The sequence below is a fragment of the Streptomyces sp. NPDC002386 genome (genome assembly GCF_053593175.1).
In genome coordinates this window covers 352,162-375,825 of the sequence record NZ_JBSFBX010000001.1, presented here as the reverse complement: position 1 = coordinate 375,825, position 23,664 = coordinate 352,162, and the positions used below count along the sequence as shown (strand labels likewise).

The following is a 23,664-nucleotide window of genomic DNA, read 5'->3' as shown; positions in this document are numbered from 1 at the left end:
CATGCCAGAATCGTGCATGACTGTTCGATATCCGCGCCCCCTGCGCCCCGGTGACCGTATCGGCGTGACCTCTCCGTCCAGCGGAGTGGCGAAGGAGCACCGGGGCCGGCTCGACGTCGCGATCCGGGACCTCGAAGCGCGCGGTTACGAGGTCGTCGTCGGCCGGTGCATGGACGGCTCGACCCACATCAGCGCCCCGGCCGCCGAACGCGCCGCCGAACTGACCGGGATGCTGACCGACCCCGCCATCCGGGCCGTGGTGCCGCCGTGGGGCGGGGAGACCGCCATCGACCTGCTGCCGCTGCTCGACTTCGAGGCGATCGCGCGGGCCGAGCCGACCTGGGTCGTGGGCTGGTCGGACATCTCGACGATCATCACCCCGCTGACCCTGCTCACGGGGGTCGCCACCGTGCACGGCAACAACCTCATGGACACGCCCTACCGGACGCCCGAGGGCCTGCTGTCCTGGCTGGACGTCGTCACCGCCCCGCAGGGCCGGCCGCTCGCCCAGACCCCGCCCGGCCGCCACCGCGCCACCGGCTGGGACGACTACGGCGTCCACCCGGAGATCCGCGACCTCACCCTGGACACGGCCGGCACCTGGACCCGGCTCGACGGCACCGGTGACGTGGACGTCGAGGGCCGGCTGATCGGCGGCTGCATCGAGACCCTGGTCAACCTGGCGGGCACCCGGCTGCTGGACACGCGGTCCTTCGCGGCCGGCGACGACCTGCTCGTCTACGTCGAGGCCTGCGAGGACAACGCCTACAGCATCTGCCGCAATCTGCACGGCATGCGGCTCGCCGGGTTCTTCGACCGCGCCGCGGCCGTCCTCGTGGGCCGCACCAAGGCCCCGGACGGCCGCACCCTCACCCAGCACGAGGCGGTCCTCGACGCCCTCGGCCCGCTCGGGGTGCCGATCATCGCGGACGTCGAGTGCGGGCACGTCCCGCCCTATCTGGCGCTGGTGAACGGCGCGCGCGGCCGTGTGGTGCACACGGCCGCGCGGAGCGAGATCGTTCAGACCCTGGCCTGAGCCCGGCGCAGGCCCAGTCCCACGAGGACCGCGGCGGTCAGCACGATCGCCGCGTCCAGCGCCAGCACCGTGTGGACGCCGGACAGCAGGTCGTGCGAGGTGGTGGCCAGCACACCCAGCAGGGGGATGCCGACCGTGATGCCCACCTGCTGGGTGGAGGTCACCAGGCCGGTGGCCAGCCCCTGCTCCCCGTCCGGGACGCCGCAGGTGACGGTGAGGCCGTACGAGATGATCGCGCCCAGGTGGCACATGCTCGCCAGGGCGACCGCGGCCGCGGCCGGCCACACCGACCAGGCGTGGGCGTTCAGCGGCAGCAGCGCGGCGATCAGCACACCCTGCCCGGTCAGCGAGCCGACCAGCGTACGGCGGGCACCGAAGCGGCCGATGACCCGCGGTGCCAGCGTGCCGGCGACGGCCGACAGCACGCCCTGGAAGCCGAAGACCAGACCCGTCTCGAAGGCCGACAGACGCAGGGTCTCCTGGAAGTACAGGGTCAGGACGAAGATCACCGTCGACATCATCGAGAAGGTGACCAGGCCGCCCACGTTGCCCCACGCCACCGTGCGGCGGCGCAGCATGGGCAGGGAGACCAGCGGAGAGGCCGAGCGGGACTCCACGGCCGTGAACAGGGCCAGCAGGAGCAGGCCGGCGATCAGCGCGGCGACGACCTCGGCGCGGCCGAAGCCGTGGCCGGCGGCCGTGGACAGGGCGTAGATCAGCGACAGCAGGCCGGCGGTGACGGTGACCGCGCCGGGCACGTCGAGCCGCGGGCGGTCGGGGGTGCGGGACTCCGGCAGCAGACCCGGCGCCGGCGGCAGCACGATCAGCGCGAACACGGTGAGCAGGGCCATGGTGGAGCGCCAGCCGAGGGCGTCGGTCAGGACGCCGCCCGCCACCATGCCGATCGTGAAGCCCAGCGACAGCAGGGTGCCGGAGATACCGAGGGCGCGGTCGCGCGCCGGGCCCTCCGGGAAGGTGGTGGTGAGCAGGGACATGCCGGTCGGCACGATCGCGGCCGCGCCGAGGCCCTGCAGCGCGCGCCCGGTGAGGAAGGACACCGGGCCCCAGGCCAGGGTCGCCAGCAGTGAGGCCGCGCCGAACAGGGCGAGGCCGGCGAGGAACAGCTTCCGGCGGCCGTACAGGTCGCCGACCCGGCCGAACAGCAGCAGGAAGCCGCCGGAGGGGAGCGCGAACGCGGTGACCGCCCACTGCAGGGCGGAGCGGCTCATGCCGAGGTCGGTGCCCAGCTCGGGCAGGGCCACGTTCAGGACGGAGAAGTCCAGCGCGACCATGAACTGGGCCGCGCACAGGACGAAGAGGACCAGCTTGTCCCGCGTCGACAGCCGGGGGGTGCCGAGCGGTCCGCCCGCGGGGGCGGGAGCCTGGGTGGTGGTCTGAGAGGTGGTGTCGAACGCCATGGACCGAGCTTCGGGCGAACGGAACAGGCGTGGGGAGTCGGAACTTATGGTGGTGGTGGCACCACCAGACACGACGGGGGAGGAGCGGGACGTGGCCGCTGCGGAGGCGACGCGCAGTCAACGGCGGGACGAGCTGCGGGAGTTCCTGATGAGCCGGCGGGCCCGGGTCAGCCCGGAGGAGGCCGGACTGCCGGCCGGCGGGGGCCGGCGCCGGACACCGGGCCTGCGCCGGGAGGAGGTCGCCGTGCTGGCCGGGGTGGGCGCGTCCTGGTACCAGTGGCTCGAGCAGGGGCGGGACATCTCCGTCTCGCCGCAGGTCCTCGACGCCGTCGCCCGGGTGCTCCGGCTCAGCGACGCCGAACGCCGGCATCTGTACCTGCTGGCCGGGATGAACCCGCCGGCCCCCCAAGTGGCGCCGGAGAAGCGGGACATGTGCGAGGGGCTGCGGCGGCTGATCGACACCTGGATGCCCTACCCGGCGCACATCATGGACACGTACTACAACTGCGTGATGTACAACGACGCGGCGGCGCTGGTCCTCGGCATGCGGCCGGACATCACCCAGAACTGCCTCGTCGACTTCTTCGTGGATCCGCTGTACCGGTCGCGCAGCAACAGCTGGGAGCGGAACGCGCGGACGGTCGTGGCCCAGTTCCGGGCCGCGTGCGCGGCCCGGCCGGACGACGAGGGGTTCCGGGCGGTGCTCGCCGAGGCGTCGGCGCGCAGCCCGGAGTTCGTGGCGCTGTGGGCCGAACGGGACATCGAGGACCAGGGACAGGTGCGCAAGGAGCTGGTCCACCCGCTGGTCGGGCCGCTGGTCGTGGAGTCCACGGTGATGAAGGTGCCGGCCCGGCCCGATCTGATGATCGTGCTGCACGCTCCGCTGGACGAGGAGAACACCGCTGCCAAGCTGGAGTGGCTGGCGTCTCCCGAGGGGCGGCGGGACGCCATGCACCCCGTGGCGGGGTGAGCCCGCGATGGCTTCGTATGCTCTGGGCATGACCGACAGCAACGCGCTTGACCCCGAGGACCGCAAGATCGTCACGCTGGCCCGCTCCGTGCGCGCCCGCAACGGTGTGCCCGAGGGGGCGGCCGTACGGGACGAGACCGGACGCACCTACGCCGCCGGGTCGGTGGGGCTCCCCTCGCTGCGGCTGAGCGCCCTGCGGACCGCCGTCGCCATGGCGGTGGCCTCCGGCGCGCGGTCGCTGGAGGCGGCGGCCGTGGTGAGCGAGGCCGAGGAGGTCACGCGGGAGGACCTGGCCGCCGTGGCGGACCTCGGCGGGGCCGGGACGCCGGTGCTGCTGGCCGGACCCGACGGAGAGGTACGGCTGACCGCCCCGGCGGCCACCGCCTAGTCGCCCGCGGCGCTGCCCGTCAGAGGGCGTCGGGGCCGCGCTCGCCGGTCCGCACGCGCACGACGGTCTCCACGGGCAGCGCCCAGACCTTGCCGTCACCGATCTTGCCCGTCTGCGCGGCCCCGACGATCGCGTCGATCACCTCGTCGGCGACCGCGTCCTCCACCACGACCTCGATGCGCACCTTCGGCACCAGGTCGACCCGGTACTCGGCGCCCCGGTAGACCTCGGTGTGTCCGCGCTGCCGGCCGTACCCGCTCGCCTCGCTGACGGTCAGGCCGTGTACGCCCCGTTCCTGCAGGGCGGTCTTGACCTCGTCCAGCCGGTAGGGCTTGACGATCGCGGTGATGAGCTTCATGCCTGGCTCTCGACCTTCCGGGTGGGGGCCTGCGGGGCGGCGACGAGGGAGTGGGTGACCGGGGCGCCGTGGCCCAGGACCCCGTGATCGTAAGCCGTCTCGGCGTGCACCGTAAGGTCCAGACCGGTGTGCTCCTGCTCCTCGCTCGCCCGGAAGCCCAGCGCCCGGTCGATCAGCTTGCCGAGGCCGTACGTCACCCCGAAGGCGTACGCCCCGACGGCCGCAACGGCCAGCAGCTGCCTGCCCAGCGGGAGCAGCCCGCCGCCGTAGAACAGGCCCTCGGCGCCGCCGGTCATCGCCTTCTCGGCGAACAGGCCGATCAGCAGGGTGCCGATGACGCCGCCGACGAGGTGGACGCCGACCACGTCCAGCGAGTCGTCGTAGTTCAGCCGGAACTTCCAGCTCACCGCGTAGGAGCAGACGACACCGGCGGCCAGGCCCACCACCAGCGCGCCCAGCAGCGAGACCGTGCCGCAGGACGGGGTGATGGCGACCAGGCCGGCCACCGCGCCGGAGGCCGCGCCCAGGGTGGTCGGGTGGCCGTCGCGCCGCTGCTCGACGAAGAGCCAGCCGAGCAGTCCGGTGCAGCCCGCCGCGAGCGTGTTGAGGAAGGCCGCCGCGGCGAGGCCGTTCGCGCCGAGCGCGGAGCCCGCGTTGAAGCCGAACCAGCCGAACCAGAGCAGACCGGCGCCGAGGACCACCATGGGCAGGTTGTGCGGACGCATGGCGTCCTTCTTGAACCCGAGCCGGGGCCCGAGCACCAGGCACAGGGCGAGCCCGGAGGCACCGGAGGTGATCTCCACGGGCATGCCGCCGGCGAAGTCGAGCGCCCCGAGCCGGTCCACGATCCAGCCGCCGGGACCCCACACCCAGTGGGTCACCGGAACGTATACGGCGAGCGCCCAGACCGGGACGAACACCAGCCAGGCGGAGAACTTCGTGCGGTCCGCGACCGCGCCGCTGACCAGCGCCGCGGTGATGATCGCGAAGGTGAGCTGGAAGGTGGCGAAGAGCAGGGTGGGGACGGTGCCGTGCACGCTGCCCGGGCCTATCCCGCTCATCCCTGAGTGCCCCAGGCCGCCGATCAGCCCGCCGAAGACGTCGTCCCCGAAGGCGAGCGAGTAGCCGGCCGCCAGCCAGACCACCGTCACCAGGGCGATCGACACGAAGCTCATCATCAGCATGTTCAGCACGCTCTTCGTGCGCACCATGCCGCCGTAGAAGAGGGCCAGACCCGGGGTCATCAGCAGGACGAGGGCGGTGGCGGCGAGGAGCCAGGCGGTGTCGCCGGTGTCGACGTGGGCTGCGGCGAGGGTCACGGGCGTCTCCAACGGTGTGGGGGCTCGTCAGAGGGTCACCGGTCGGCATTTCCGGTTGCGTACAGGTGTGTTTCGGTGACGTTTCGTTGCGTGGGGGTTTCGTCGAGCTCACATCAAGAGACGGAGACGGCCGGTGGTACGGCGCGGTCCCGTGGATCAGGGACAATGAACGCCATGAGCGTTCGTACCCAGTCATCCGAGCCGTCGGGCGAGACCGCCCACCGCGCCGGCTTCGCCTGCTTCGTGGGCCGCCCCAACGCGGGCAAGTCCACCCTCACGAACGCTCTGGTCGGGCAGAAGGTGGCGATCACCGCCGACCAGCCGCAGACCACGCGGCACACGGTCCGCGGCATCGTGCACCGCCCCGACGCACAGCTGATCCTGGTGGACACCCCGGGGCTGCACAAGCCGCGCACCCTGCTCGGCGAGCGGCTCAACGACGTCGTGCGGACGACGTGGGCCGAGGTCGACGTGATCGGCTTCTGCCTGCCGGCCAACGAGAAGATCGGTCCCGGCGACCGCTTCATCGCCAAGGAGCTGGCCGGGATCCGCAAGACCCCGAAGGTCGCCATCGTCACCAAGACCGACCTGGTCGACTCCAAGACCCTGGCCGAGCAGCTCATCGCGATCGACCAGCTCGGCAAGGACCTCGGCATCGAGTGGGCGGAGATCGTCCCGGTGTCGGCGGTCGGCGCCAAGCAGGTGGACCTCCTGGCCGATCTGCTGATCCCGCTGCTGCCCGAGGGCCCGGCCCTCTACCCCGAGGGCGACCTGACGGACGAGCCCGAGCAGGTCATGATCGCCGAGCTGATCCGCGAGGCCGCCCTAGAGGGCGTGCGCGACGAGCTGCCGCACTCCATCGCGGTGGTCGTCGAGGAGATGCTCCCGCGCGAGGACCGCCCCGCCGACCGGCCGCTGCTGGACATCCACGCCAACCTCTACATCGAGCGCCCGAGCCAGAAGGGCATCGTCATCGGCCCCAAGGGCAAGCGGCTGAAGGACGTCGGCATCAAGTCCCGCAGGCAGATCGAGGCGCTGCTGGGCACGCCGGTCTTCCTGGACCTGCACGTCAAGGTGGCGAAGGACTGGCAGCGGGACCCCAAGCAGCTGCGCCGGCTGGGCTTCTGAGCGACTCCCCGGACGGGCTCACGGGCTCGACGGGGCCATGTCCTGCAGCCCCACCACCTGGAGCAGCCGCAGCCTCTCGTACGACTCCGTGCCGGGGCGGGCCGTGTGGATGATGAGCTGCTGACGGCCCTCGTGGCTCAGCAGGACCTCGCAGTCCAGTTCCAGCAGGCCCACCACCGGGTGCACGAAGCGCTTCGAGGACGGGCGGCGCAGGGACACCTCGTGCGCCTCCCACAGCCGGGCGAACTCCGTACTGGCGGCACGCAGTTCGGCCGCCAGGGCGGCCGGTTCCGGGTCGTCGGGGCGGGCCGCGGCCACCGCGCGGAGGCTGGCCACGTGGTCGAAGGCGTGCGCCGGACGGTCCTCCGGCGGGAAGAGGTCGCGGGCCGCCGGGTCCAGGAAGAACCGCCGGGTCAGGTTCCGCTCGCGCGGCGGACGGGCGAGCGCGTCCCCGACCAGCGCCTTGGCCAGGGCGTTCTGCGCCAGCACCGTGCCGCAGTCCGTCACCACCTGGGCGGGTGAGTCGTACAGCCGGTCCAGGACCAGCAGCAGACCCTGGCGGACATGCGCGGAGGCCGTGCCCCGCCGCGGGGGCTCCTCGCCCACCAGGTGGAAGAGGTGGTCCCGTTCGTCGTCGGTCAGACGCAGGGCGCGCGCCAGGGCCGTCAGCATCTGGCGGGACGGGCGGGGGCCGCGGCGCTGTTCCAGCCGGGTGTAGTAGTCGACGGACATCCCGGCCAGCTGGGCCACCTCCTCCCGGCGCAGTCCCGGGGTACGGCGGCGGGCGCCGGCCGCGAGGCCCACGTCGGACGGTTCCAGACGGGCCCGGCCGCGGCGCAGGAAGTCGGCGAGTTCGGCTCGGTTCACCCTCCCAAGGCTGCGGCACTCGGCCGGCGTTATCCAGGGACCGCCGGTCCCCCGATCGGGAGGTCTCTCCCGGCGCCGCCGGACGCGGCCGAGGCTGGGAGCACCGAACGAGAGGAACCCAGCCATGCTGACCCTGATCACCGGCGCCACCGGACAGGTGGGACGCGGACTCGTCCCCCGCCTGCTCGCCCGGTCCCGGCCCGACGAGCGGATCCGTGTGCTCGTGCGCGACGAGACCCGCGCCGCCCGTCTCGCCGACCGCGGCGCCGAAGTCGTCGTCGGCGACCTCCGCGACACCGACGTGCTCGGCAAGGCCCTCGCCGGGGCCGACGCCGTCGTCAACGTAGCCGCCTCGTTCCGCGGCGTGCCGGACGAGGAGGTGTGGGCGGTCAACCGGGACGCGGCGGTGGAGCTCGGCCGGGCGGCGGTCGCCTCCGGGGTACGGCGCTTCGTGCAGACCGGCACGATCCTGTCGTACGGCACCGGGCGCGGCCGGCCGCTCGTCGAGGACGATCCGACGGTGCCCGGCGGCCCGCTGTGGATGACGTACCCGGAGTCCAAGCTGGAGGCCGAGCGCGGACTGCTGGCACTGGACGGGCTGGACGTGCGGGTGGGCCGGCTCGCCTTCGTCTACGGCGAGGGCGACCCGCACCTGCCCGGCATCACCCGCTGGACCACGAGCCAGCCGGCCACCAAACGGCACCATCTCGTGCACGTGGCCGACGTCGCCCAGGGGCTGACCCGCCTGCTCGACGCCCCCGGTGCGGGCGGCCGCATCTACAACATCGCCGACGACGCCCCCGTCACGGTCCTGGAGATCCACCAGCTCCTCGGCGTCGAGCCGCCCGCGGACGGCCCCGACCCCGACCCCTGGTACGGGCTCGCCTCCACCGACCGCATCCGCCGCGAGCTGGGCTACCGTCCCCGCTTCCCGACCCTGTGGAGCGCCCGGGACGCCGGCGCCCTGTGACGCTCACTCCACGCCCCTGATCCGCACCACCAGCGCCGCCCCCGCCAGACCGATCACGGCCGACACCAGGTACAGCACCCGGTAGCCGCCCAGATGGGTCACGATCGGCGCGGCGAGGGCGGGCGCCGCGACCTGCGGCAGCGCGTTGGCCACGTTGATCACACCGAGGTCCTTGCCGCGGTCCAGCGCCGTCGGCAGCACGTCCGTCATCAGCGCGAAGTCGACCGAGGTGAACACCCCGAAGCCGACCCCGAGCACCGCCGCCGCGACGATCGCGCCGGGCCAGGTCTGCCAGGCGGCGAGGGCCGCCGTCGCCACCGCCATCAGCACACCCGACCAGATCACGAACGGCTTGCGGCGCCCCGCGCGGTCCGACCACACACCGCCCACGACGACCGTGGCGAGCAGGGTCGCACCGTTCACAGCCGTCAGGACCAGCACTCCCTCGTCGGGATCGCCGTAGTGGAGGCGGTCCCGCAGGTAGTACAGGAGGTACAGCAGGACCAGCGCGTTGCTGAGGTTGATCAGGAAACGGGTCAGCCAGGCCCAGCCCAGGTCGGGATGGCGGCGCGGGCTCAGCCAGAAGCCCGCCAGGAAGGCCCGCGGGGACCAGGCCGGCCGGTCCGCCCCGGCCAGCCGCAGATCCTCGTACCGCAGGACGTACGGCAGCACGCCCACCACCGTGAACACCGCGCACGCCGCGTACCCCGCCGCGACGCCGCCCGCCACCGTGGCCAGACCCGTGCCCCCGACCACGCCCAGGATCTGGGCCGCGCCCAGCCAGCCGCCCACCGCGCCGCGCCGGCCGCGCGGCACCCGGTCCGGAACGGCCGCCGTCACCGCCGCGAAGGCCGCGTTCAGGGTGAGCTGCGCCAGGCACCAGCCCAGTGCCATCGTCCACACCCCGCCCGCGCCCGCGAGCAGCAGCAGCGAGAGCGCGCCGCCCGCGGCACCGGCCACGATCCACGGGGTACGGCGGCCCCGGCGGGCGGTGGTGCGGTCGGACAGGGCGCCGAAGAGCGGGTTGGCGAACAGCGAGACGACCGCGCCCGCGCCGGTCACCCAGGCCAGGATCGACTCCTTCGGCATCCCGGCGCCGGGCGCGAGGTCCTTCGCCTGGGAGGCCAGCAGGATCTGCAACGGCCCGAACCAGCCCACCCAGATCGCCCCGTTGGCCAGCGCCAGCGCCGCCGTCCAGCCCGGGCGGACCGGCTCGACGGGCTCGGCCAGGGCGGCCGGGGCGGTGGTCATCCCTGTGCCCGCAGCACGTCCCGGAACCAGTGGTAGGAGGCCTTGGGGGTGCGCACCAGCGTCTCGTAGTCCACGTGCACCAGCCCGAAGCGGCGCGCGTACCCCTCCGCCCACTCGAAGTTGTCCATCAGCGACCAGACGAAGTAGCCGCGCACGTCGACGCCCGCCTCGAGCGCCGTGTGCAGGGCGCGGATGTGGGCGTCCAGGTAGGCGATCCGGTCCTGGTCGTCGACGCCCTCGTAGGAGCAGCCGTTCTCGGTGATGACCACCGGCGGGAGCCGGTCGCCGTACCGGTCGCGGAAGCCGGTCAGCAGCTCCGTCAGCCCCTCGGGAACCACGGGCCAGCCGAAGTCCGTCTCCGGGCGGCCCTCGATCCGCCGCACGGAGAAGGGCAGTTCGGCCGGCATGTCGATACCGCCGAACTCGGTCGCGGTGCCCTGCGGGGCGCCGACCCTGGACGGGGCGTAGTAGTTCACGCCGTACCAGTCGACCGGCGTGGAGATGATCTTCAGATCGGACTCCACGTCTCCCGGCATCAGCTCGCCGACGCCCTCCGGGTACGCGCCCAGCAGGACCGGCTCGGCGAACAGCCGGTTGAGCAGCAGGTCGTAGAACCCCGCCGCCTCCTGGTCGGCCGGATCCGCGGAGGCGGGCCAGGTCGGGCCGTGGGAGTTGGCGATGCCGATGTCCGGCGCCCCGGCCGCGCGCAGGGCCCGCACCGCGAGGCCGTGGGCGAGGAGCTGGTGGTGGGCGACCGGGAGCGCGTCGAACAGCAGCTTCCGGCCGGGGGCGTGCACGCCGAGGGCGTGGCCCAGCAGGGTGTGCTCGGCCGGTTCGTTGAGCGTGATCCACTTGGTGACCCGGTCGCCGAGCCGCCCGGTGACCCGCGACACGTACTCGGCGAACCGGGCGGCCGTGTCCCGCTCCAGCCAGTCCAGCCCGGCGGGCAGGTCCCAGTGGAAGAGGGTGGGCACGGGCCGCACGCCCGCCGCGCACAGCTCGTCCACCAGTCGGTCGTAGAAGTCGAGGCCGCCGGGGGAGTTCACCCGGGGCCACGACACGGAGAAGCGGTACGCGTCCACGCCGAGGCCGGCCAGCAGCGCCACGTCCTCCCGGTAGCGGTGGAAGTGGTCGCAGGCCACCGCCGCCGTCGAGCCGTCCTTCACCCGCCCGGGCCCGGCCGTGAACTCGTCCCACACGGAGGGGGCCCGCTCGTCGGCGGCGCCCTCGATCTGATGGGCCGAGGTCGAAACGCCCCACAGGAAGCCGGCCGGGAAGCGGGGAATCGCCTTGCCTGCGTCAGTCGCCATGGCCCGGATCATCCGTACCGTCGGTAACGGAAGTCAACGCCCCGGCGTGAACCGGCGCGCGCGACCCCGCTAGGCCCCCTCCTTCAGCACCCTCCCGATCAACTCCCTCTGTTCCTCGGTCAGTCGGGGATCGGCCGCGTAGACCGTGCGGCCGTCGACCGTGATCTCGTAGGCGAAGCCGTCCGGCACCCCCTCCGGTGGCGTGGGCCTGCCGGAGGCCAGGACCCGTTCGGCCAGGGACCGCCACTCCCGCTCGTCGGGCCGGGCCGAGGTGTCCACCTCGGCCCGGCGCTCGATGCCCGCGAAACCGCCCGTACGCCGTACCTGAATTCGCATGGGAGCCTGTCTAGTACGGAACTACAGCGTCCGCACCCCGACCTGCTCCCAGGCCTTCTGCACGGCCTCGAGCTCGTCGCCCGAGCCGTACCGCTCGCGGGCCGCCTTGACCGTCAGCGTGGCGAAGTCCGTGAACAGGGCCTGCTGCTTCAGCTCGCCGCCGGTCAGCACGTCGTACCAGAGCTGCCCGGCCTTCTCCCACGAGTGGCCGCCCATGGCCGTGGCGACCAGGTAGAACGCGTGGTTGGGGATACCGGAGTTGATGTGCACGCCGCCGTTGTCGCGGCCGGTGCGCACGTAGTGCTCCATGGTCGCCGGCTGCGGGTCCTTGCCGAGGTTCGGGTCGTCGTACGCCGTGCCCGGGGCCTTCATCGAGCGCAGGGCGGTGCCGTGCACGCCCGGGGCGAGCAGGCCCGCGCCGATCAGCCAGTCGGCCTCGGCGGCGGTCTGGCCGAGGCTGTACTGCTTGATCAGCGAGCCGAAGACGTCGGACAGCGACTCGTTGAGCGCGCCGGGCTGGCCGAAGTAGGTGAGGTTGGCGGTGTGCTGGGTGACGCCGTGGGTCAGCTCGTGGCCGATGACGTCGACCGGGATGGTGAAGTCCAGGAAGATCTCGTCGTCCCCGTCGCCGAACACCATCTGCTCGCCGTTCCAGAAGGCGTTGTCGTAGTCGGTGCCGAAGTGCACGCTGGCGTCCAGCGGCAGGCCCTCGCCGTCGATGGAGTCGCGGCCGTAGGCCTTCAGGTACAGGTCGAAGGTGGCGCCGAGACCCGCGTAGGCGCGGTTGACCGAGGCGTCCGTGCCGGGCTCCGAGCCCTCCTCGCGGACCTTGGTGCCGGGCAGGTCCTGCCGGTGCCGGGCGTCGTAGACGGTGCGGTGCGGCCGGTCGGCGGCCCCGCCGGCGGGCGGGGCGACGGCGGGCGCTCCGAGCACCGTGGTCAGGCGGCGCTTGGTGCGCTGGAAGGCGTCGTGCTCCAGGGACCGGCGGGCGGGACCGGAGACCGCGGAGTTCTCGGCCTGCGCGAGCCGGTCGAGGACGTGCGGCGGGACGATCGTGCAGAAGACGGGCTCGAAGCCCCCGTTGGTGGTCATACTCGGCACCATCGCACTGCGTGACAGGGCTGTCACTACTCGCAACCATGATTGGTGAAATACCCGGACATCCCTCGTCGCGCTGCGTCACGGGGTGGTAAGAGAAGGTAGTCGCCGAGTGGGATTGCGCACTCTATGTCCGAATGGTCCCGACGGTCCCGCATACTGGGACAGGCCCGCGCACCCGGTGCCGCTCGGCTAGGCTGCGGAGCACTATGCGTTTCGGGCTGCTTCTCCTTAGCTGCCGCGGCGAGGGCCTGTAGACAAGGCCGACCCCCTCCCCGCGGTGCTATGGCGTTGCGTCGTCGGCCGTCCACTCGGACATCCGGACACCCTGAGGAGCCCACGCATCATGGCCAACCGCCAGCAGCCCAGTTCCATGCCGATCCACAAGTACGGCCGCTACGAGCAGGTCGGCATCCCGGACCGCACCTGGCCGGAGAAGCGCGTCACCGCCGCCCCCCGCTGGCTCTCCACCGACCTGCGCGACGGCAACCAGGCCCTGATCGACCCGATGTCGCCCGAACGCAAGCGCCGCATGTTCGACCAGCTGGTGGCGATGGGCTACAAGGAGATCGAGGTCGGCTTCCCGGCCTCCGGCCAGACCGACTTCGACTTTGTACGCTCGATCATCGAGGAAGAGGGCGCGATCCCCGAGGACGTGACGATCTCCGTCCTGACCCAGGCCCGCGAGGACCTGATCGAGCGGACCGTGGAGTCCCTGAAGGGCGCCAGGCGGGCCACCGTCCACCTGTACAACGCGACCGCCCCGGTGTTCCGCCGGGTCGTCTTCCGCGGCTCCAAGGACGACATCAAGCAGATCGCCGTCGACGGCACCCGCCTGGTGATGGAGTACGCCGAGAAACTGCTGGGCCCGGAGACGGAGTTCGGCTACCAGTACTCCCCGGAGATCTTCACCGACACCGAGCTGGACTTCGCGCTGGAGGTCTGCGAGGCGGTGATGGACGTCTACCAGCCGGGCCCGGGCCGCGAGATCATCCTCAACCTGCCCGCCACGGTGGAGCGTTCGACCCCGTCCACGCACGCCGACCGGTTCGAGTGGATGCACCGCAACCTGTCCCGGCGCGAGTACGTCTGCCTGTCCGTCCACCCGCACAACGACCGCGGCACCGCCGTCGCCGCCGCCGAACTGGCGCTGATGGCCGGCGCCGACCGCGTCGAGGGCTGCCTGTTCGGCCAGGGCGAGCGCACCGGCAACGTCGACCTGGTCACCCTGGGCATGAACCTGTTCTCGCAGGGCGTCGACCCGCAGATCGACTTCTCCGACATCGACGAGATCCGTCGCACGTGGGAGTACTGCAACCAGATGGAGGTCCACCCGCGCCACCCGTACGTGGGCGACCTGGTCTACACGTCCTTCTCCGGCTCCCACCAGGACGCCATCAAGAAGGGCTTCGACGCCATGGAGGCCGACGCGAAGGCCAGGGGCGTCACCGTCGACGACATCGAGTGGGCGGTGCCGTACCTGCCCATCGACCCCAAGGACGTCGGCCGCTCCTACGAGGCGGTCATCCGCGTCAACTCGCAGTCCGGCAAGGGCGGTATCTCCTACGTCCTGAAGAACGACCACAAGCTGGACCTGCCGCGCCGCATGCAGATCGAGTTCTCCCGGCTCATCCAGGCCAAGACGGACGCCGACGGCGGCGAGATCACGCCGAAGGACATCTGGGCGACCTTCCGGGACGAGTACCTGCCGAACCCGGAGAACCCGTGGGGCCGCATCCAGGTCCGCACGGGCCAGTCGACCACGGACACGGACGGCGTGGACACGCTGACCGTGGAGGCGACCGTCGACGGCGAGGACACCGTCCTGACCGGCTCCGGCAACGGCCCGATCTCCGCCTTCTTCGACGCCCTGCAGTCCATCGGCATCGACGTACGCCTGCTGGACTACCAGGAGCACACGATGAGCGAGGGCGCCTCCGCGCAGGCCGCGTCCTACATCGAGTGCGCGATCGACGACAAGGTTCTGTGGGGCATCGGCATCGACGCGAACACGACGCGTGCGTCGCTGAAGGCCGTCGTCTCCGCGGTGAACCGCGCGGCCCGCTGACCCCTCTGACCGGGCTTTTCGGGGCCCCGGCCGCTTCCCACGGCGGCCGGGGCCCCGTCGCATATCGGCCATCGAAGCGGGCAGGTCACGAAAAGGTCTCGTACGGGGTACTGACTCAGCCTCCGGGATGTGGCTAACATCACGCAAGCGCTGCGATGTTGCCGCGCGGTTACGGAGGTGCGACGTGCTGCCAGTACGGGGACGAGACGGCCGTGCCGCCAGGGCCGCGCGCATCCTGGGCACCCGGACCGCCTGGACCCCCGTGGGGGACGGCGAGTTCTACTGCCCGGGCTGCGGTGGCGACCGCAACTACCAGCGGCTCTCCGGCCGCCGGCGCCTCACCCTCCTCGGCGTGCCCCTGCTGCCGCGCGGCGCCACCGGGCCGGTCGTGGAGTGCGCCGCCTGCGGCCACCACTACGGCACCGATGTCCTCGACCACCCCACCACCCGCCGGTTCACCGCGATGCTCCGGGACGCGGTGCACACCGTCGCGCTCGCCGTCCTCGCCGCGGGCGGCACCTCCTCCCGCACGGCCCTGGAGACGGCCGCCGGCACCGTCCGCGCCGCCGGCTTCCAGGACTGCACCGAGGACCAGCTGACCGCCCTGGTCGAGGCGCTCGCCGCCGACACCGGCCGGGTCCTCGGCGGGCCGTGCGGCGCGAGCCTCGCCATAGAACTGCACGAGGCCCTGGACCCGCTCGCCCCGCACCTCGCCCCGGCCGGCCGCGAGTCCCTCTTCCTCGACGCCGCCCGCATCGCCCTGGCCGACGGCCCCTACACACCCGCCGAACGCGACGCCCTCACCACGGTCGGCGCCGCCCTCACCATCTGCGCCGACGACGTCGGCAGGCTGCTGGCGGCGGCGCGGACGCCGTCCTGACACTCCTGGGGCAAGCCCGGGAGCGGCGTCCGGTGACTGCGGGGACCATGGAGCCGTGACCCCGCTGAGCCGCGCCCTGCTCGTCGCCACCGCCGTCCTCGCCCCGCTCACCGCCGTCCACCCCGCCCGGTCCGCGCCCGGCTGCGCCTCCTCCGTGCCGTACACGGCCGGGCAGGGCGGCTACGACACCTACCGCGTCCCCGCCGCCGTCGTCACCGGGCGCGGAACCGTGCTGGCCTTCGCCGAGGGCCGGCACGACGGAGCCGGGGACAGCGGCGACATCGACGTCGTGCTGCGCCGCTCCACCGACGGCGGCTGCACCTGGGGACCGCTGACGGTGGTGGCCGCCGGGCGGGGCGACACCCGGGGCAACCCGGCGCCCGTGGTCGACCCGCGCACCGGCACGGTCGTGCTCGTCACCACGTACAACAGCGGGGCGGTGACCGAGGCGCAGATCATGCGCGGCGAGGTCACCTCCGCACAGAGCCGCCGGGTGTTCGTGCAGCGGAGCCGCGACGACGGGCGCCACTTCACGCCGCCGCGGGACATCACGACCGCGGTGAAGCCTCCGCGCTGGCGCTGGTACGCGACCGGCCCCGGCCACGCCCTGGCCGTGACCCGCGGCCCCCACGCCGGCCGGCTCCTCGTCCCCGCCGACCACTCCGCCGCGCCGCCGCCCGGCTCCCCCGACACCGGCCAGGAGCCCCGGTACTACGGCGCCCACGCCCTCTACAGCGACGACGGCGGGCGCACCTGGCGGCTGGGCTTCGTGGACGACTCCTACGACGGCGTGACCAACGCCAACGAGACCAGCGCCGCCCAACTCCCGGACGGTCGGTTGTACTTCTCCTCGCGCGATCAGAACGGCAGCACCCCCGGCAACCGGCTCGGCGCCTGGTCGAGCGACGCGGGAGTGACCCTGGACGGCCCCTACGCCGCCCAGAGCACCCTGAACGACGTCCCGGTGGTCCAGGGCAGCGTCCTGCAACTACCAGGCAATCACGGGCCGTTGCTGTTCTCCGCACCCTCCGTTCCCACGGCCCGCCGCTCGATGGCCCTGTGGCGCAGCATCGACGGCGGACGGACCTTCACCAGGGCACTCACCCTGTCCGACCGGCCCGCCGCCTACTCCGACCTCGTCCGGATCGACGCGGACACGGTCGGGCTGCTGTACGAGACGGGCACGAAGGGGCCGTACGAGACGATCGAGTTCCGGCGGCTGCCGCCAGGGACGGCGCGCTGATCGGCGTTACCCGCACCAGGGGCATGGCGGCGGCCGGTGTGCGGGAAGAGCCGTGGCAACAGGGGTAGTTGACCATCCTTTGCTCGTTGTTGATCCGGCGGGCGTTGCACGCATCGACTCGAACATGTGAGCATTGAAGATCGTTCACTGAATGAAATCGGTCGAACGTTTCAAGACAACGCCGACGAGGGGGAAGGCGCTGTGGGCGGCGCTGAGTCGACAGGATCCGCGGGCGTGACGGGGGTAGCGGGTCAGACCGAGGTGCATCCCCCCAGGTCGGCGCTCTCGGACATCGCGGAGCAGACGATCCTGCCTGCGGATGGCGCAGGGCCCTCGCCTGCTGAAGTCCACCCGCAGTCGCAGCCGGACGCATTCGCCGCCGCAAACCCGTCCGGTCCGCAAGGCGTGCCGCTCACCGAGGACCAGGCCGCGCGGTTCAGGACTCACCGGCGCCGGTTCGGTGCTCGGCTCGGGGAGTTCCGGCGTCGCCGGGTGCTTGTCCCGTACGGGGAGAACGGTGCGGCTCTGACGGTGGAGGCGCAGGGGGCGCGTTGGCTGCTGGCGTTCACCGATGAGGGGGCGTTGGCGCGGTATGCGCTGGCGCGCGGGGAGCGTGATCGTGCGTGGCGGTATCGGGCGGTGTGGGGTGCCGCGGTGCTGGACGCGGGGGTGCCGGCGGTGGCCGGGGCGGGGCTGCCGTGCGGGGTGTTGGTGGACGCGGGTGACGGTGAGCGGGGGCTGGTGTTGCCGCCGGTCGTGGGGATCGTGCCGGATGCGGTGGCCGTGGACGGGCCGGACGGTGGTGACGCGGTCGGCGACGGCACGGACGGTACGACCGGATCCGGCGCGCCCGCAGCGCCGGGCATGGACTCGGATGCCGGGTCCGGACGACTGACGGGGGAGGAACGGGCATGACGACGCCGAGTGGGGGCGGGCAGCCGAATCTGCAGGTGCAGGGTCTGGCGCTGATCGCGGAGGGCATCAACAAGTCCCTGACGGAGCTTGATTCGCTGGGGGCGATGAAGGGCTGGGCGGGCGCGGGCCGTGGTTTCGCCGGTCTGGAGATGGACGGCATGGAGGTCGGCGACGACCGTCTGGGCGCGATGCTGCACACCTTCTGCGAGCGCTGGCAGTGGGGCGTGCGGGATCTGATGCAAGAGGGCAACGCGCTGGCGGAGGCGATGGGGCTGGCGGCCGGTACGTTCCATCAGACGGACGAGTACGTGAAGGGCTCACTGAAGGTGGCCTACAACTCCGTCGCCGGCGATCCCTTCGCCTCCAACGAGCAGGTGGAGAAGGAGAGTCTGGACCAGATCGGTCATGCCGCGATGTCGACGGGCTACGGCGACAAGGATCGCGAGAACCTGATGCACTCCGTCAAGGAGACGGGCAAGGGCATGCTCTGGGATGTCGGGACGGCCGAGATGCCGGGCGACCCGGTCACCTCCTCCCTCGTGGACGCGGCCGGGGGCGACGACTCGGGCAGGGATGCCGCCTTGGAGAAGCTGCTGGGACCGCGGCCGCAGGGCGGGGACGGCAGCTGATGTCCATCACGGGGAAGTTCAACAGTCTCACCGGGTCGCTGAAGTCCGGCTACGACCACGTCAAGCGGGCGACGGGCCGTGTCGTCGACGAAGGCGCCCATGGTGTGGGGGACGCGCTCGACTGGGCCGGCGCGCACGGCGCGGCCGACAAGGTCGACGACTGGGGCGACGACACGGCCTCCAAGCTGGGCGCGCACGTCGACGAGCAGCAGCTCGGCGAGTCCGAGGATCCGAAGGAGCTCGTCCACGGCGACCCGGCCAGGCTGCGCGAGACGGCCGGGCATCTACGGACCTTCGCGACGTCCTTCGGGGCCGTCGCGACGGGCATGCGGAAGCTGGACTCCTCGGAGTTCAAGGGGGAGGCGGCCGACGCCTTCCGGAGGAAGTTCGCCACGCACCAGGTCAAGTGGGGGCAGGCCGCCGAGGCGTGCGGGCAGGCTGCCGAGGCGCTGGAGAACTTCGCGCACACGGTGGAATGGGCGCAGGCCCAGGCACGCGAGGCGGTGGCGAAGTACCGGGAGGGCAAGTCCGCCTCGGACGAGCACCGGCAGAAGGTGCAGACGTACAACGCCGCCGTCGAGCTGGACCTGAAAGACCCGGGTCCGAAGCCGTCGGAGCAGGACCCGGGGGACGAGGCCAAGCACGCCGCCGAGCGGATCCTGTCCGACGCCCGCAGCCAGCGCACCCAGCTCGCCGCGGAGGCCGCCGACCGTCTTCAGGCCGCCCTGCGGCACGCTCCGCACGAGCCGTCGGCCCTGAACCAGCTCAAGCTCGACGGCGCCGATGTCCTGGACGCCGCCAAGACGGAGGACATGCGGTTCTTCGGCGGTTTCATGCGTGGACTCGGTGACCTGAACAACCTGGCCCGCAACGCCAACCCGCTCGACCCGTACGCCATCACACACCCCTACGAAGCGCTCCAGGCCAAGGTCGAACTCCTCGGCGGGGCGGTCCACTTCGTCACCCACCCCACCCAGACCGGAAACCAGCTCTGGAACTCCTTCCTCGACGACCCCGGCGGCGTAGGAGGCGAACTCCTCCCGCAGTTCCTCATCCCGGAGGCGGGAGCCGAGTCGGCGGCTGTCGACGGCGTCCGGGTGGCCGAGGACGGAGTGAAGGGGGCTGAGGAAGCCACGGCCGCGGAACGCGGGGCCGCGGAGGGCACGGGCGGGAAGTCGCCACGGGAGACGGTGGACGAGGACCCTCCGGCTCCCTCCCACGACAAGAACAGCACGGAGAGCGGCGGCACCGATCCGATCAATCTCGCGACCGGCAAGATGTATCTGCCGCAGACGGACGTCACCCTGCCCGGCGTGCTGCCTCTGGTGCTGGAGCGGCGTGTGGAGTCCGGCTACCACCTGGGTCGCTGGTTCGGCCCGTCGTGGTCCTCAACACTGGATCAGCGTCTGGAGATCGACGCGGAGGGAGTCGTCTTCGTCACCGAGGACGGCCTGCTGCTGGCGTACCCGCATCCCGCGCCCGGCCTCCCCACACTCGCCAGCCACGGACCCCGCCGGCCGCTTGACCGGGTGGAAGGCGGATACACGGTCACGGATCCGCGGACCCGTCGCACCTGGCATTTTGCCGACCGGGGCGAGAGCCTGGCGGTGCTGGAGCAGATCGACGACCGCAACGGCAACTGGATCACCTTCGAGTACGACGCGGAGGGCACTCCGCTGGCCGTGGTCTCCAGCTCCGGCCAGGGCGTCCGCATCACCACGGAATCCGGTCGTGTCACGGCGCTCCACCTCGCCACGACCGGCGAGGAGCTGAAGCGCTACGGCTACACGGACGGCGATCTGACGGAGGTCGTCAACTCCTCCGGGCTGCCGCTCCGGTTCACGTACGACGAAGCGGGCCGGATCACCTCGTGGACGGACACGAACGACCGCAGCTACACGTACGAGTACGACGAACGTGACCGCTGCGTCGCCGAGGGCGGCTCCGCGGGCCACATGAGTCTGACCCTGTCCTACGGGGACCCGGATGCGGAAACCGGCCTGCGGACCACGACCGCGACGACCGGCGAAGGCCACACTCGCCGATACCTCGTGAACGACGCGTGGCAGGTGGTCGCGCAGATCGACGCCCTCGGTGCGACCACCCGCTTCCACCGCGACCGCTACAACCGCCTCCTGTCCCAGACGGACCCCCTGGGCCACACGACGGCCTTCCGCTACGACGAGGACGGCAACCTCACATCGGCTGTCCGCCCGGACGGCCGTGAGGCGACAGCGGAGTACAACTCACTCGGCCTGCCGGTGAAGGTGGTCCACCCCGACGGTTCGGTGGTCCGTCAGTCGTATGACGAGCGCGGCAACCGGACGTCGGTGACGGATCCGGCGGGCCGGACGACCCGCTTCACGTACACCGAGGCCGGCCATCTGACCTCGGTGACCGACCCGCTCGGCCATACAACGACACTCGTGTGTGATCGCGCGGGCCTGCCGGTCGAGGTCACGGACGCGCTGGGTGCGACGACCCGCTACGAACGGGACGCCCTCGGCCGCCCGACCGCGATCACGGACCCCACGGGTGCCACGACGCGCCTGGAATGGTCGATCGAGGGCCACCTGACCGGCCGCACGGCCCCGGACGGCACGACGGAGACGTGGACGTACGACGGCGAGGGCAACTGCACCAGCCACACCGACCCGATGGGCGGCGTCTCCCGCTTCGAGTACACCCACTTCGACCTGCTGACGGCGCGCACGGGCCCGGACGGGGTGCGCTACGAGTTCGACCACGACGCGGAGCTGCGCCTGACGCGGGTCACGAACCCGCAGGGCTTGACCTGGACGTACGAGTACGACGCGGCGGGCCACCTGGTCACGGAGACCGACTTCGACGACCGCACGCTGACGTACACCTACGACCCCGCAGGCCGTCTCACCGCACGCAGGAACGCTCTCGGCGAGACGCTGGCCTTCGAACGCAACGAACTCGGCCAAGTCCTCCGCAAGGACGCGGCCGGGCACGTCACGACCTACGCCTACGACTTCACGGACCAACTCGCCCAGGCAACCGGCCCGGACGGCACCACGCTCACGCTGCTGCGCGACCGCTACGGCCGCCTGCACTCCGAGACGGTCGACGGCCGCACCCTGACGTACACGTACGACGCTCTCGGTCGCCGCGCCGGCCGGACGACGCCGACCGGCGCCACGACGACCTGGTCCTACGACGCCGCGGGCCGCCGCACCGGCATGGTGGCCGCCTCCGGCCACACCATCGACTTCACCTACGACGAGGCAGGCCGCGAACTCTCCCGCCACATCGGCGACACGATCACCCTCGACCACACCTTCGACCCCCTGGGCCGCCTGACCACCCAGTCCGTGACCGGCGCCGGCGACCGCACGGTGCAGCACCGGACGTACTCCTACCGGGCCGACGGCAACCTGATCGGCATCGACGACCACCTGTCCGGCTCCCGCCGCTTCGACCTCGACTCGGCCGGCCGGGTGACGGCGGTGCACGCGGCCGGCTGGACGGAGCGGTACGCCTACGACGAAGCGGGCAACCAGACCCAGGCCGACTGGCCGACCGGCCACCCCGGCAGCGAAGCGATAGGCCCGCGCGCCTACGCGGGCACCCGCATCACCCGTGCCGGCAACGTCCGCTACGAACACGACGCACTGGGCCGCATCACCCTCCGCCAGAAGACCCGCCTGTCCCGCAAACCGGACACCTGGCGCTACGAATGGGACCCCGAGGACCGCCTGACAGCGGTGACCACCCCGGACGGCACCCGCTGGCGCTACACCTACGACCCCCTGGGCCGCCGCACAGCCAAACTCCGCCTGGCCGACGACGGCGAAACGGTCCTGGAACGGGTGGACTTCACCTGGGACGACACCACCCTCTGCGAACAGACCACCACCTCCGCAGACCTCCCCCACCCGGTCACCCTCACCTGGGACCACCAAGGCCTGCGCCCCCTGGCCCAGACCGAACGCATCACGACGTCCGACACCACCCAGGACGAAATCGACTCACGCTTCTTCGCCATCGTCACCGACCTGGTCGGCACTCCCAGCGAACTCATAGACGAGACCGGCAACATCGCCTGGCGCACCCGAAGCACCCTATGGGGCACCACGGCGTGGGCAGCCAACAGCACGGCATACACACCTCTACGCTTCCCAGGCCAGTACTTCGACCCGGAAACCGGCCTCCACTACAACTACTTCCGCCACTACGACCCAGAGACCGCCCGCTACCTCACGGCCGACCCGCTAGGGCTCGACCCAGCGCCCAACCCGGACTCCTACGTCCACAATCCCCACACATGGACCGACCCTCTCGGACTTTCTCCTTACCCTAAAGACGCATGGGCAGAGAAGGCGGACTTCTCCAGTCAGAAGGTGATGAGTAAGAAGTTTCATGCGCACGCTGGAGATTTTCTTGATGCCCCAGGAAATCTAAACAAGGCCAACCTCCAGAACTTTGAGGATGCGATGCGGGAGCACATGACGGCAAGTGAAACGAAAATCTACCGCTTCAATTACCGTAATCAAGGTGCTGCCGTCGGATTCATTGACCCGGCAACCCAGAAGATGGTGATGCTGCATGCTGATGGTAGATTCTGGTCGGCCTGGAGGCTAGGGGATAAACAGTTTCAAGGGATTATCGATAAGGGATTCTTGTGGTGACTTATGCAGAGGGTGACCGCCCCTCACATCTCTCCGCCTTGCTAGGCCCTGATGGAGCCTTTGCCGCATCCTGGCTGGATGGAAAGTCGGTGGCGCCGGTACCCGCCTCTTCGCAGATGGATGCTTCTCTGGCCCGTAGAACCGCTGCTGGCTGCCGGGCGATTGGCGCTATGCACATCCTCTACGCCCCTCTCGCGGAGCGAAGTAACGCGCTCGCCTCACCGGTCTCAAGACTTGCGATCGACTCGGACCATGGAGGCGTCCGGCCGCCCTCCGTCGTTTTCGCGGGCGATTTGCGCGGGGCCGTTCTTTTCCCGGAATCGGGATACGTGCTCATCGGGGGTGTCTCAGCCTTTGTGGCAGCCGCCGTTGGCGAGGGGGTGGACGCGGCGCGTTCACGTTTCTTGCGGTATGCGCGAACCCTGTCGAATCGAAATCCTCATCTGATGGCTGTGGCAGAAGCCTATCCGGCGCTACATCGGGTATGGTCTCACTCTTCCGAGGTCGAGTCGGGCAGTGCGACGGCGCGACAAATCGAGTTGCTTGAGGACTTTATGAGCGGGTCCTGCAGTGCGTCGGAATTCGCGCTAGGCTGGTGGGAGGCTCGCCGAGTCTCCCAGGTGAGCGGGGAGCGACTTCGGGGCCCTCTTGAGGAACTCTTCGATCGCGTATTCATGCTTCTTGAGGACTATGCGGTCGATCCGGAACTCAGGGAGCCTGGCGATTTGTCCGATGCAGAACTATTGGTAGCTGTCCGCAATGCCCATCGTGATTTCCAATGCTCCATGTAACGCCACGAGGATTCGCGTCGACTGCCTGGGTTCC

General features: G+C 71.3%; 19 protein-coding genes. 11 read left to right on the top strand and 8 right to left on the bottom strand.

Annotation, left to right across the window (positions count from 1 at the left end):
- Nucleotides 1–16: 16 nt before the first annotated feature.
- On the top strand, nt 17–1,036 hold the full coding sequence (locus tag ACWCPN_RS01690; protein WP_451201758.1) for a S66 family peptidase: 1,020 nt from the start codon (nt 17–19) through the stop codon (nt 1,034–1,036).
- On the opposite strand, the gene ACWCPN_RS01685 is transcribed toward ACWCPN_RS01690, so the two are convergent.
- The gene (locus ACWCPN_RS01685) at nt 1,021–2,454 is read right to left on the bottom strand and encodes an MFS transporter (RefSeq protein ID WP_451201757.1); all 1,434 of its coding nucleotides are present in this window, start codon (nt 2,452–2,454) and stop codon (nt 1,021–1,023) included. The two genes, ACWCPN_RS01690 and ACWCPN_RS01685, sit on opposite strands and share 16 nt — an antisense overlap.
- Before the next feature lie 148 nt (nt 2,455–2,602).
- Here ACWCPN_RS01685 and ACWCPN_RS01680 point away from each other — a divergent pair, with 148 nt between their 5' ends.
- Nucleotides 2,603–3,424, top strand: coding sequence for a helix-turn-helix transcriptional regulator (locus tag ACWCPN_RS01680; RefSeq protein ID WP_451202271.1), 822 nt, complete (start codon nt 2,603–2,605; stop codon nt 3,422–3,424).
- 28 nt (nt 3,425–3,452) lie between these two features.
- Entirely contained in the window at nt 3,453–3,812 is a 360-nt protein-coding gene (locus ACWCPN_RS01675) for a cytidine deaminase (RefSeq protein WP_365123616.1), read from the top strand.
- Nucleotides 3,813–3,831: 19 nt separating this feature from the next.
- Here the strand turns inward: ACWCPN_RS01675 and ACWCPN_RS01670 are convergent, their stop codons facing one another.
- Both ACWCPN_RS01670 and ACWCPN_RS01665 read right to left on the bottom strand, forming a co-directional pair.
- On the bottom strand, nt 3,832–4,170 hold the full coding sequence (locus tag ACWCPN_RS01670) for a P-II family nitrogen regulator (protein ID WP_451201756.1): 339 nt from the start codon (nt 4,168–4,170) through the stop codon (nt 3,832–3,834).
- Nucleotides 4,167–5,489, bottom strand: a complete 1,323-nt coding sequence (locus ACWCPN_RS01665; protein WP_199210471.1) for an ammonium transporter — start codon at nt 5,487–5,489, stop codon at nt 4,167–4,169. The genes ACWCPN_RS01670 and ACWCPN_RS01665 overlap by 4 nt, the downstream gene beginning before the upstream one ends.
- Nucleotides 5,490–5,663: 174 nt before the next feature.
- Here ACWCPN_RS01665 and era point away from each other — a divergent pair, with 174 nt between their 5' ends.
- Nucleotides 5,664–6,617 (top strand): GTPase Era, encoded by a 954-nt coding sequence (gene era / locus ACWCPN_RS01660; protein WP_451201754.1) that lies wholly within the window; start codon nt 5,664–5,666, stop codon nt 6,615–6,617.
- Nucleotides 6,618–6,635: 18 nt separating this feature from the next.
- Here the strand turns inward: era and ACWCPN_RS01655 are convergent, their stop codons facing one another.
- The gene (locus ACWCPN_RS01655) at nt 6,636–7,484 is read right to left on the bottom strand and encodes a helix-turn-helix transcriptional regulator (protein ID WP_451201752.1); all 849 of its coding nucleotides are present in this window, start codon (nt 7,482–7,484) and stop codon (nt 6,636–6,638) included.
- A 124-nt stretch (nt 7,485–7,608) separates the two neighbouring features.
- Here ACWCPN_RS01655 and ACWCPN_RS01650 point away from each other — a divergent pair, with 124 nt between their 5' ends.
- Nucleotides 7,609–8,454 (top strand): NAD-dependent epimerase/dehydratase family protein, encoded by an 846-nt coding sequence (locus ACWCPN_RS01650; RefSeq protein WP_451201751.1) that lies wholly within the window; start codon nt 7,609–7,611, stop codon nt 8,452–8,454.
- Nucleotides 8,455–8,457: 3 nt separating this feature from the next.
- On the opposite strand, the gene ACWCPN_RS01645 is transcribed toward ACWCPN_RS01650, so the two are convergent.
- From ACWCPN_RS01645 to ACWCPN_RS01630, 4 genes are all read right to left on the bottom strand, one after another.
- The gene (locus ACWCPN_RS01645) at nt 8,458–9,705 is read right to left on the bottom strand and encodes an MFS transporter (RefSeq protein WP_451201749.1); all 1,248 of its coding nucleotides are present in this window, start codon (nt 9,703–9,705) and stop codon (nt 8,458–8,460) included.
- Nucleotides 9,702–11,015 carry a GH1 family beta-glucosidase gene (locus ACWCPN_RS01640; RefSeq protein WP_451201748.1) on the bottom strand — a complete coding sequence of 438 codons (1,314 nt, stop codon included), beginning with the start codon at nt 11,013–11,015 and terminating at the stop codon, nt 9,702–9,704. The genes ACWCPN_RS01645 and ACWCPN_RS01640 overlap by 4 nt, the downstream gene beginning before the upstream one ends.
- A 69-nt stretch (nt 11,016–11,084) precedes the next feature.
- Nucleotides 11,085–11,351 (bottom strand): protealysin inhibitor emfourin, encoded by a 267-nt coding sequence (locus ACWCPN_RS01635; protein ID WP_451201746.1) that lies wholly within the window; start codon nt 11,349–11,351, stop codon nt 11,085–11,087.
- A gap of 21 nt (nt 11,352–11,372) precedes the next feature.
- Nucleotides 11,373–12,443, bottom strand: coding sequence for a M4 family metallopeptidase (locus ACWCPN_RS01630; RefSeq protein WP_451201745.1), 1,071 nt, complete (start codon nt 12,441–12,443; stop codon nt 11,373–11,375).
- A gap of 352 nt (nt 12,444–12,795) precedes the next feature.
- On the opposite strand from ACWCPN_RS01630, the gene leuA reads away from it, so the two are divergent.
- From leuA to ACWCPN_RS01600, 6 genes are all read left to right on the top strand, one after another.
- Complete coding sequence (gene leuA / locus ACWCPN_RS01625) at nt 12,796–14,517, top strand: 2-isopropylmalate synthase (RefSeq protein ID WP_451201744.1); 1,722 nt, start codon at nt 12,796–12,798, stop codon at nt 14,515–14,517.
- 184 nt (nt 14,518–14,701) lie between these two features.
- Nucleotides 14,702–15,397, top strand: coding sequence for a TerB family tellurite resistance protein (locus tag ACWCPN_RS01620; RefSeq protein ID WP_451201742.1), 696 nt, complete (start codon nt 14,702–14,704; stop codon nt 15,395–15,397).
- Nucleotides 15,398–15,452: 55 nt separating this feature from the next.
- Nucleotides 15,453–16,640, top strand: a complete 1,188-nt coding sequence (locus ACWCPN_RS01615) for a sialidase family protein (RefSeq protein ID WP_451201740.1) — start codon at nt 15,453–15,455, stop codon at nt 16,638–16,640.
- Nucleotides 16,641–16,766: 126 nt separating this feature from the next.
- Entirely contained in the window at nt 16,767–17,555 is a 789-nt protein-coding gene (locus ACWCPN_RS01610) for a hypothetical protein (protein ID WP_451201739.1), read from the top strand.
- Nucleotides 17,552–18,184: a hypothetical protein gene (locus ACWCPN_RS01605; RefSeq protein WP_451201737.1), complete on the top strand. Its 633-nt coding sequence runs from the start codon at nt 17,552–17,554 to the stop codon at nt 18,182–18,184. Before ACWCPN_RS01610 ends, ACWCPN_RS01605 begins: the two co-directional genes overlap by 4 nt.
- On the top strand, nt 18,184–22,839 hold the full coding sequence (locus tag ACWCPN_RS01600; RefSeq protein WP_451201736.1) for a putative T7SS-secreted protein: 4,656 nt from the start codon (nt 18,184–18,186) through the stop codon (nt 22,837–22,839). The genes ACWCPN_RS01605 and ACWCPN_RS01600 overlap by 1 nt, the downstream gene beginning before the upstream one ends.
- Nucleotides 22,840–23,664 lie beyond the last annotated feature (825 nt).

Coding starts and splice junctions, on each gene's coding strand:
- ACWCPN_RS01690 (WP_451201758.1), top strand. CDS start 17: ATGACTGTTCGATATCCGCGCCCCCTGCGCCCCGGTGACCGTATCGGC.
- ACWCPN_RS01685 (WP_451201757.1), bottom strand. CDS start 2,454: ATGGCGTTCGACACCACCTCTCAGACCACCACCCAGGCTCCCGCCCCC.
- ACWCPN_RS01680 (WP_451202271.1), top strand. CDS start 2,603: ATGAGCCGGCGGGCCCGGGTCAGCCCGGAGGAGGCCGGACTGCCGGCC.
- ACWCPN_RS01675 (WP_365123616.1), top strand. CDS start 3,453: ATGACCGACAGCAACGCGCTTGACCCCGAGGACCGCAAGATCGTCACG.
- ACWCPN_RS01670 (WP_451201756.1), bottom strand. CDS start 4,170: ATGAAGCTCATCACCGCGATCGTCAAGCCCTACCGGCTGGACGAGGTC.
- era (WP_451201754.1), top strand. CDS start 5,664: ATGAGCGTTCGTACCCAGTCATCCGAGCCGTCGGGCGAGACCGCCCAC.
- ACWCPN_RS01650 (WP_451201751.1), top strand. CDS start 7,609: ATGCTGACCCTGATCACCGGCGCCACCGGACAGGTGGGACGCGGACTC.
- ACWCPN_RS01645 (WP_451201749.1), bottom strand. CDS start 9,705: ATGACCACCGCCCCGGCCGCCCTGGCCGAGCCCGTCGAGCCGGTCCGC.
- ACWCPN_RS01640 (WP_451201748.1), bottom strand. CDS start 11,015: ATGGCGACTGACGCAGGCAAGGCGATTCCCCGCTTCCCGGCCGGCTTC.
- ACWCPN_RS01635 (WP_451201746.1), bottom strand. CDS start 11,351: ATGCGAATTCAGGTACGGCGTACGGGCGGTTTCGCGGGCATCGAGCGC.
- ACWCPN_RS01630 (WP_451201745.1), bottom strand. CDS start 12,443: ATGACCACCAACGGGGGCTTCGAGCCCGTCTTCTGCACGATCGTCCCG.
- leuA (WP_451201744.1), top strand. CDS start 12,796: ATGGCCAACCGCCAGCAGCCCAGTTCCATGCCGATCCACAAGTACGGC.
- ACWCPN_RS01605 (WP_451201737.1), top strand. CDS start 17,552: ATGACGACGCCGAGTGGGGGCGGGCAGCCGAATCTGCAGGTGCAGGGT.
- ACWCPN_RS01600 (WP_451201736.1), top strand. CDS start 18,184: ATGTCCATCACGGGGAAGTTCAACAGTCTCACCGGGTCGCTGAAGTCC.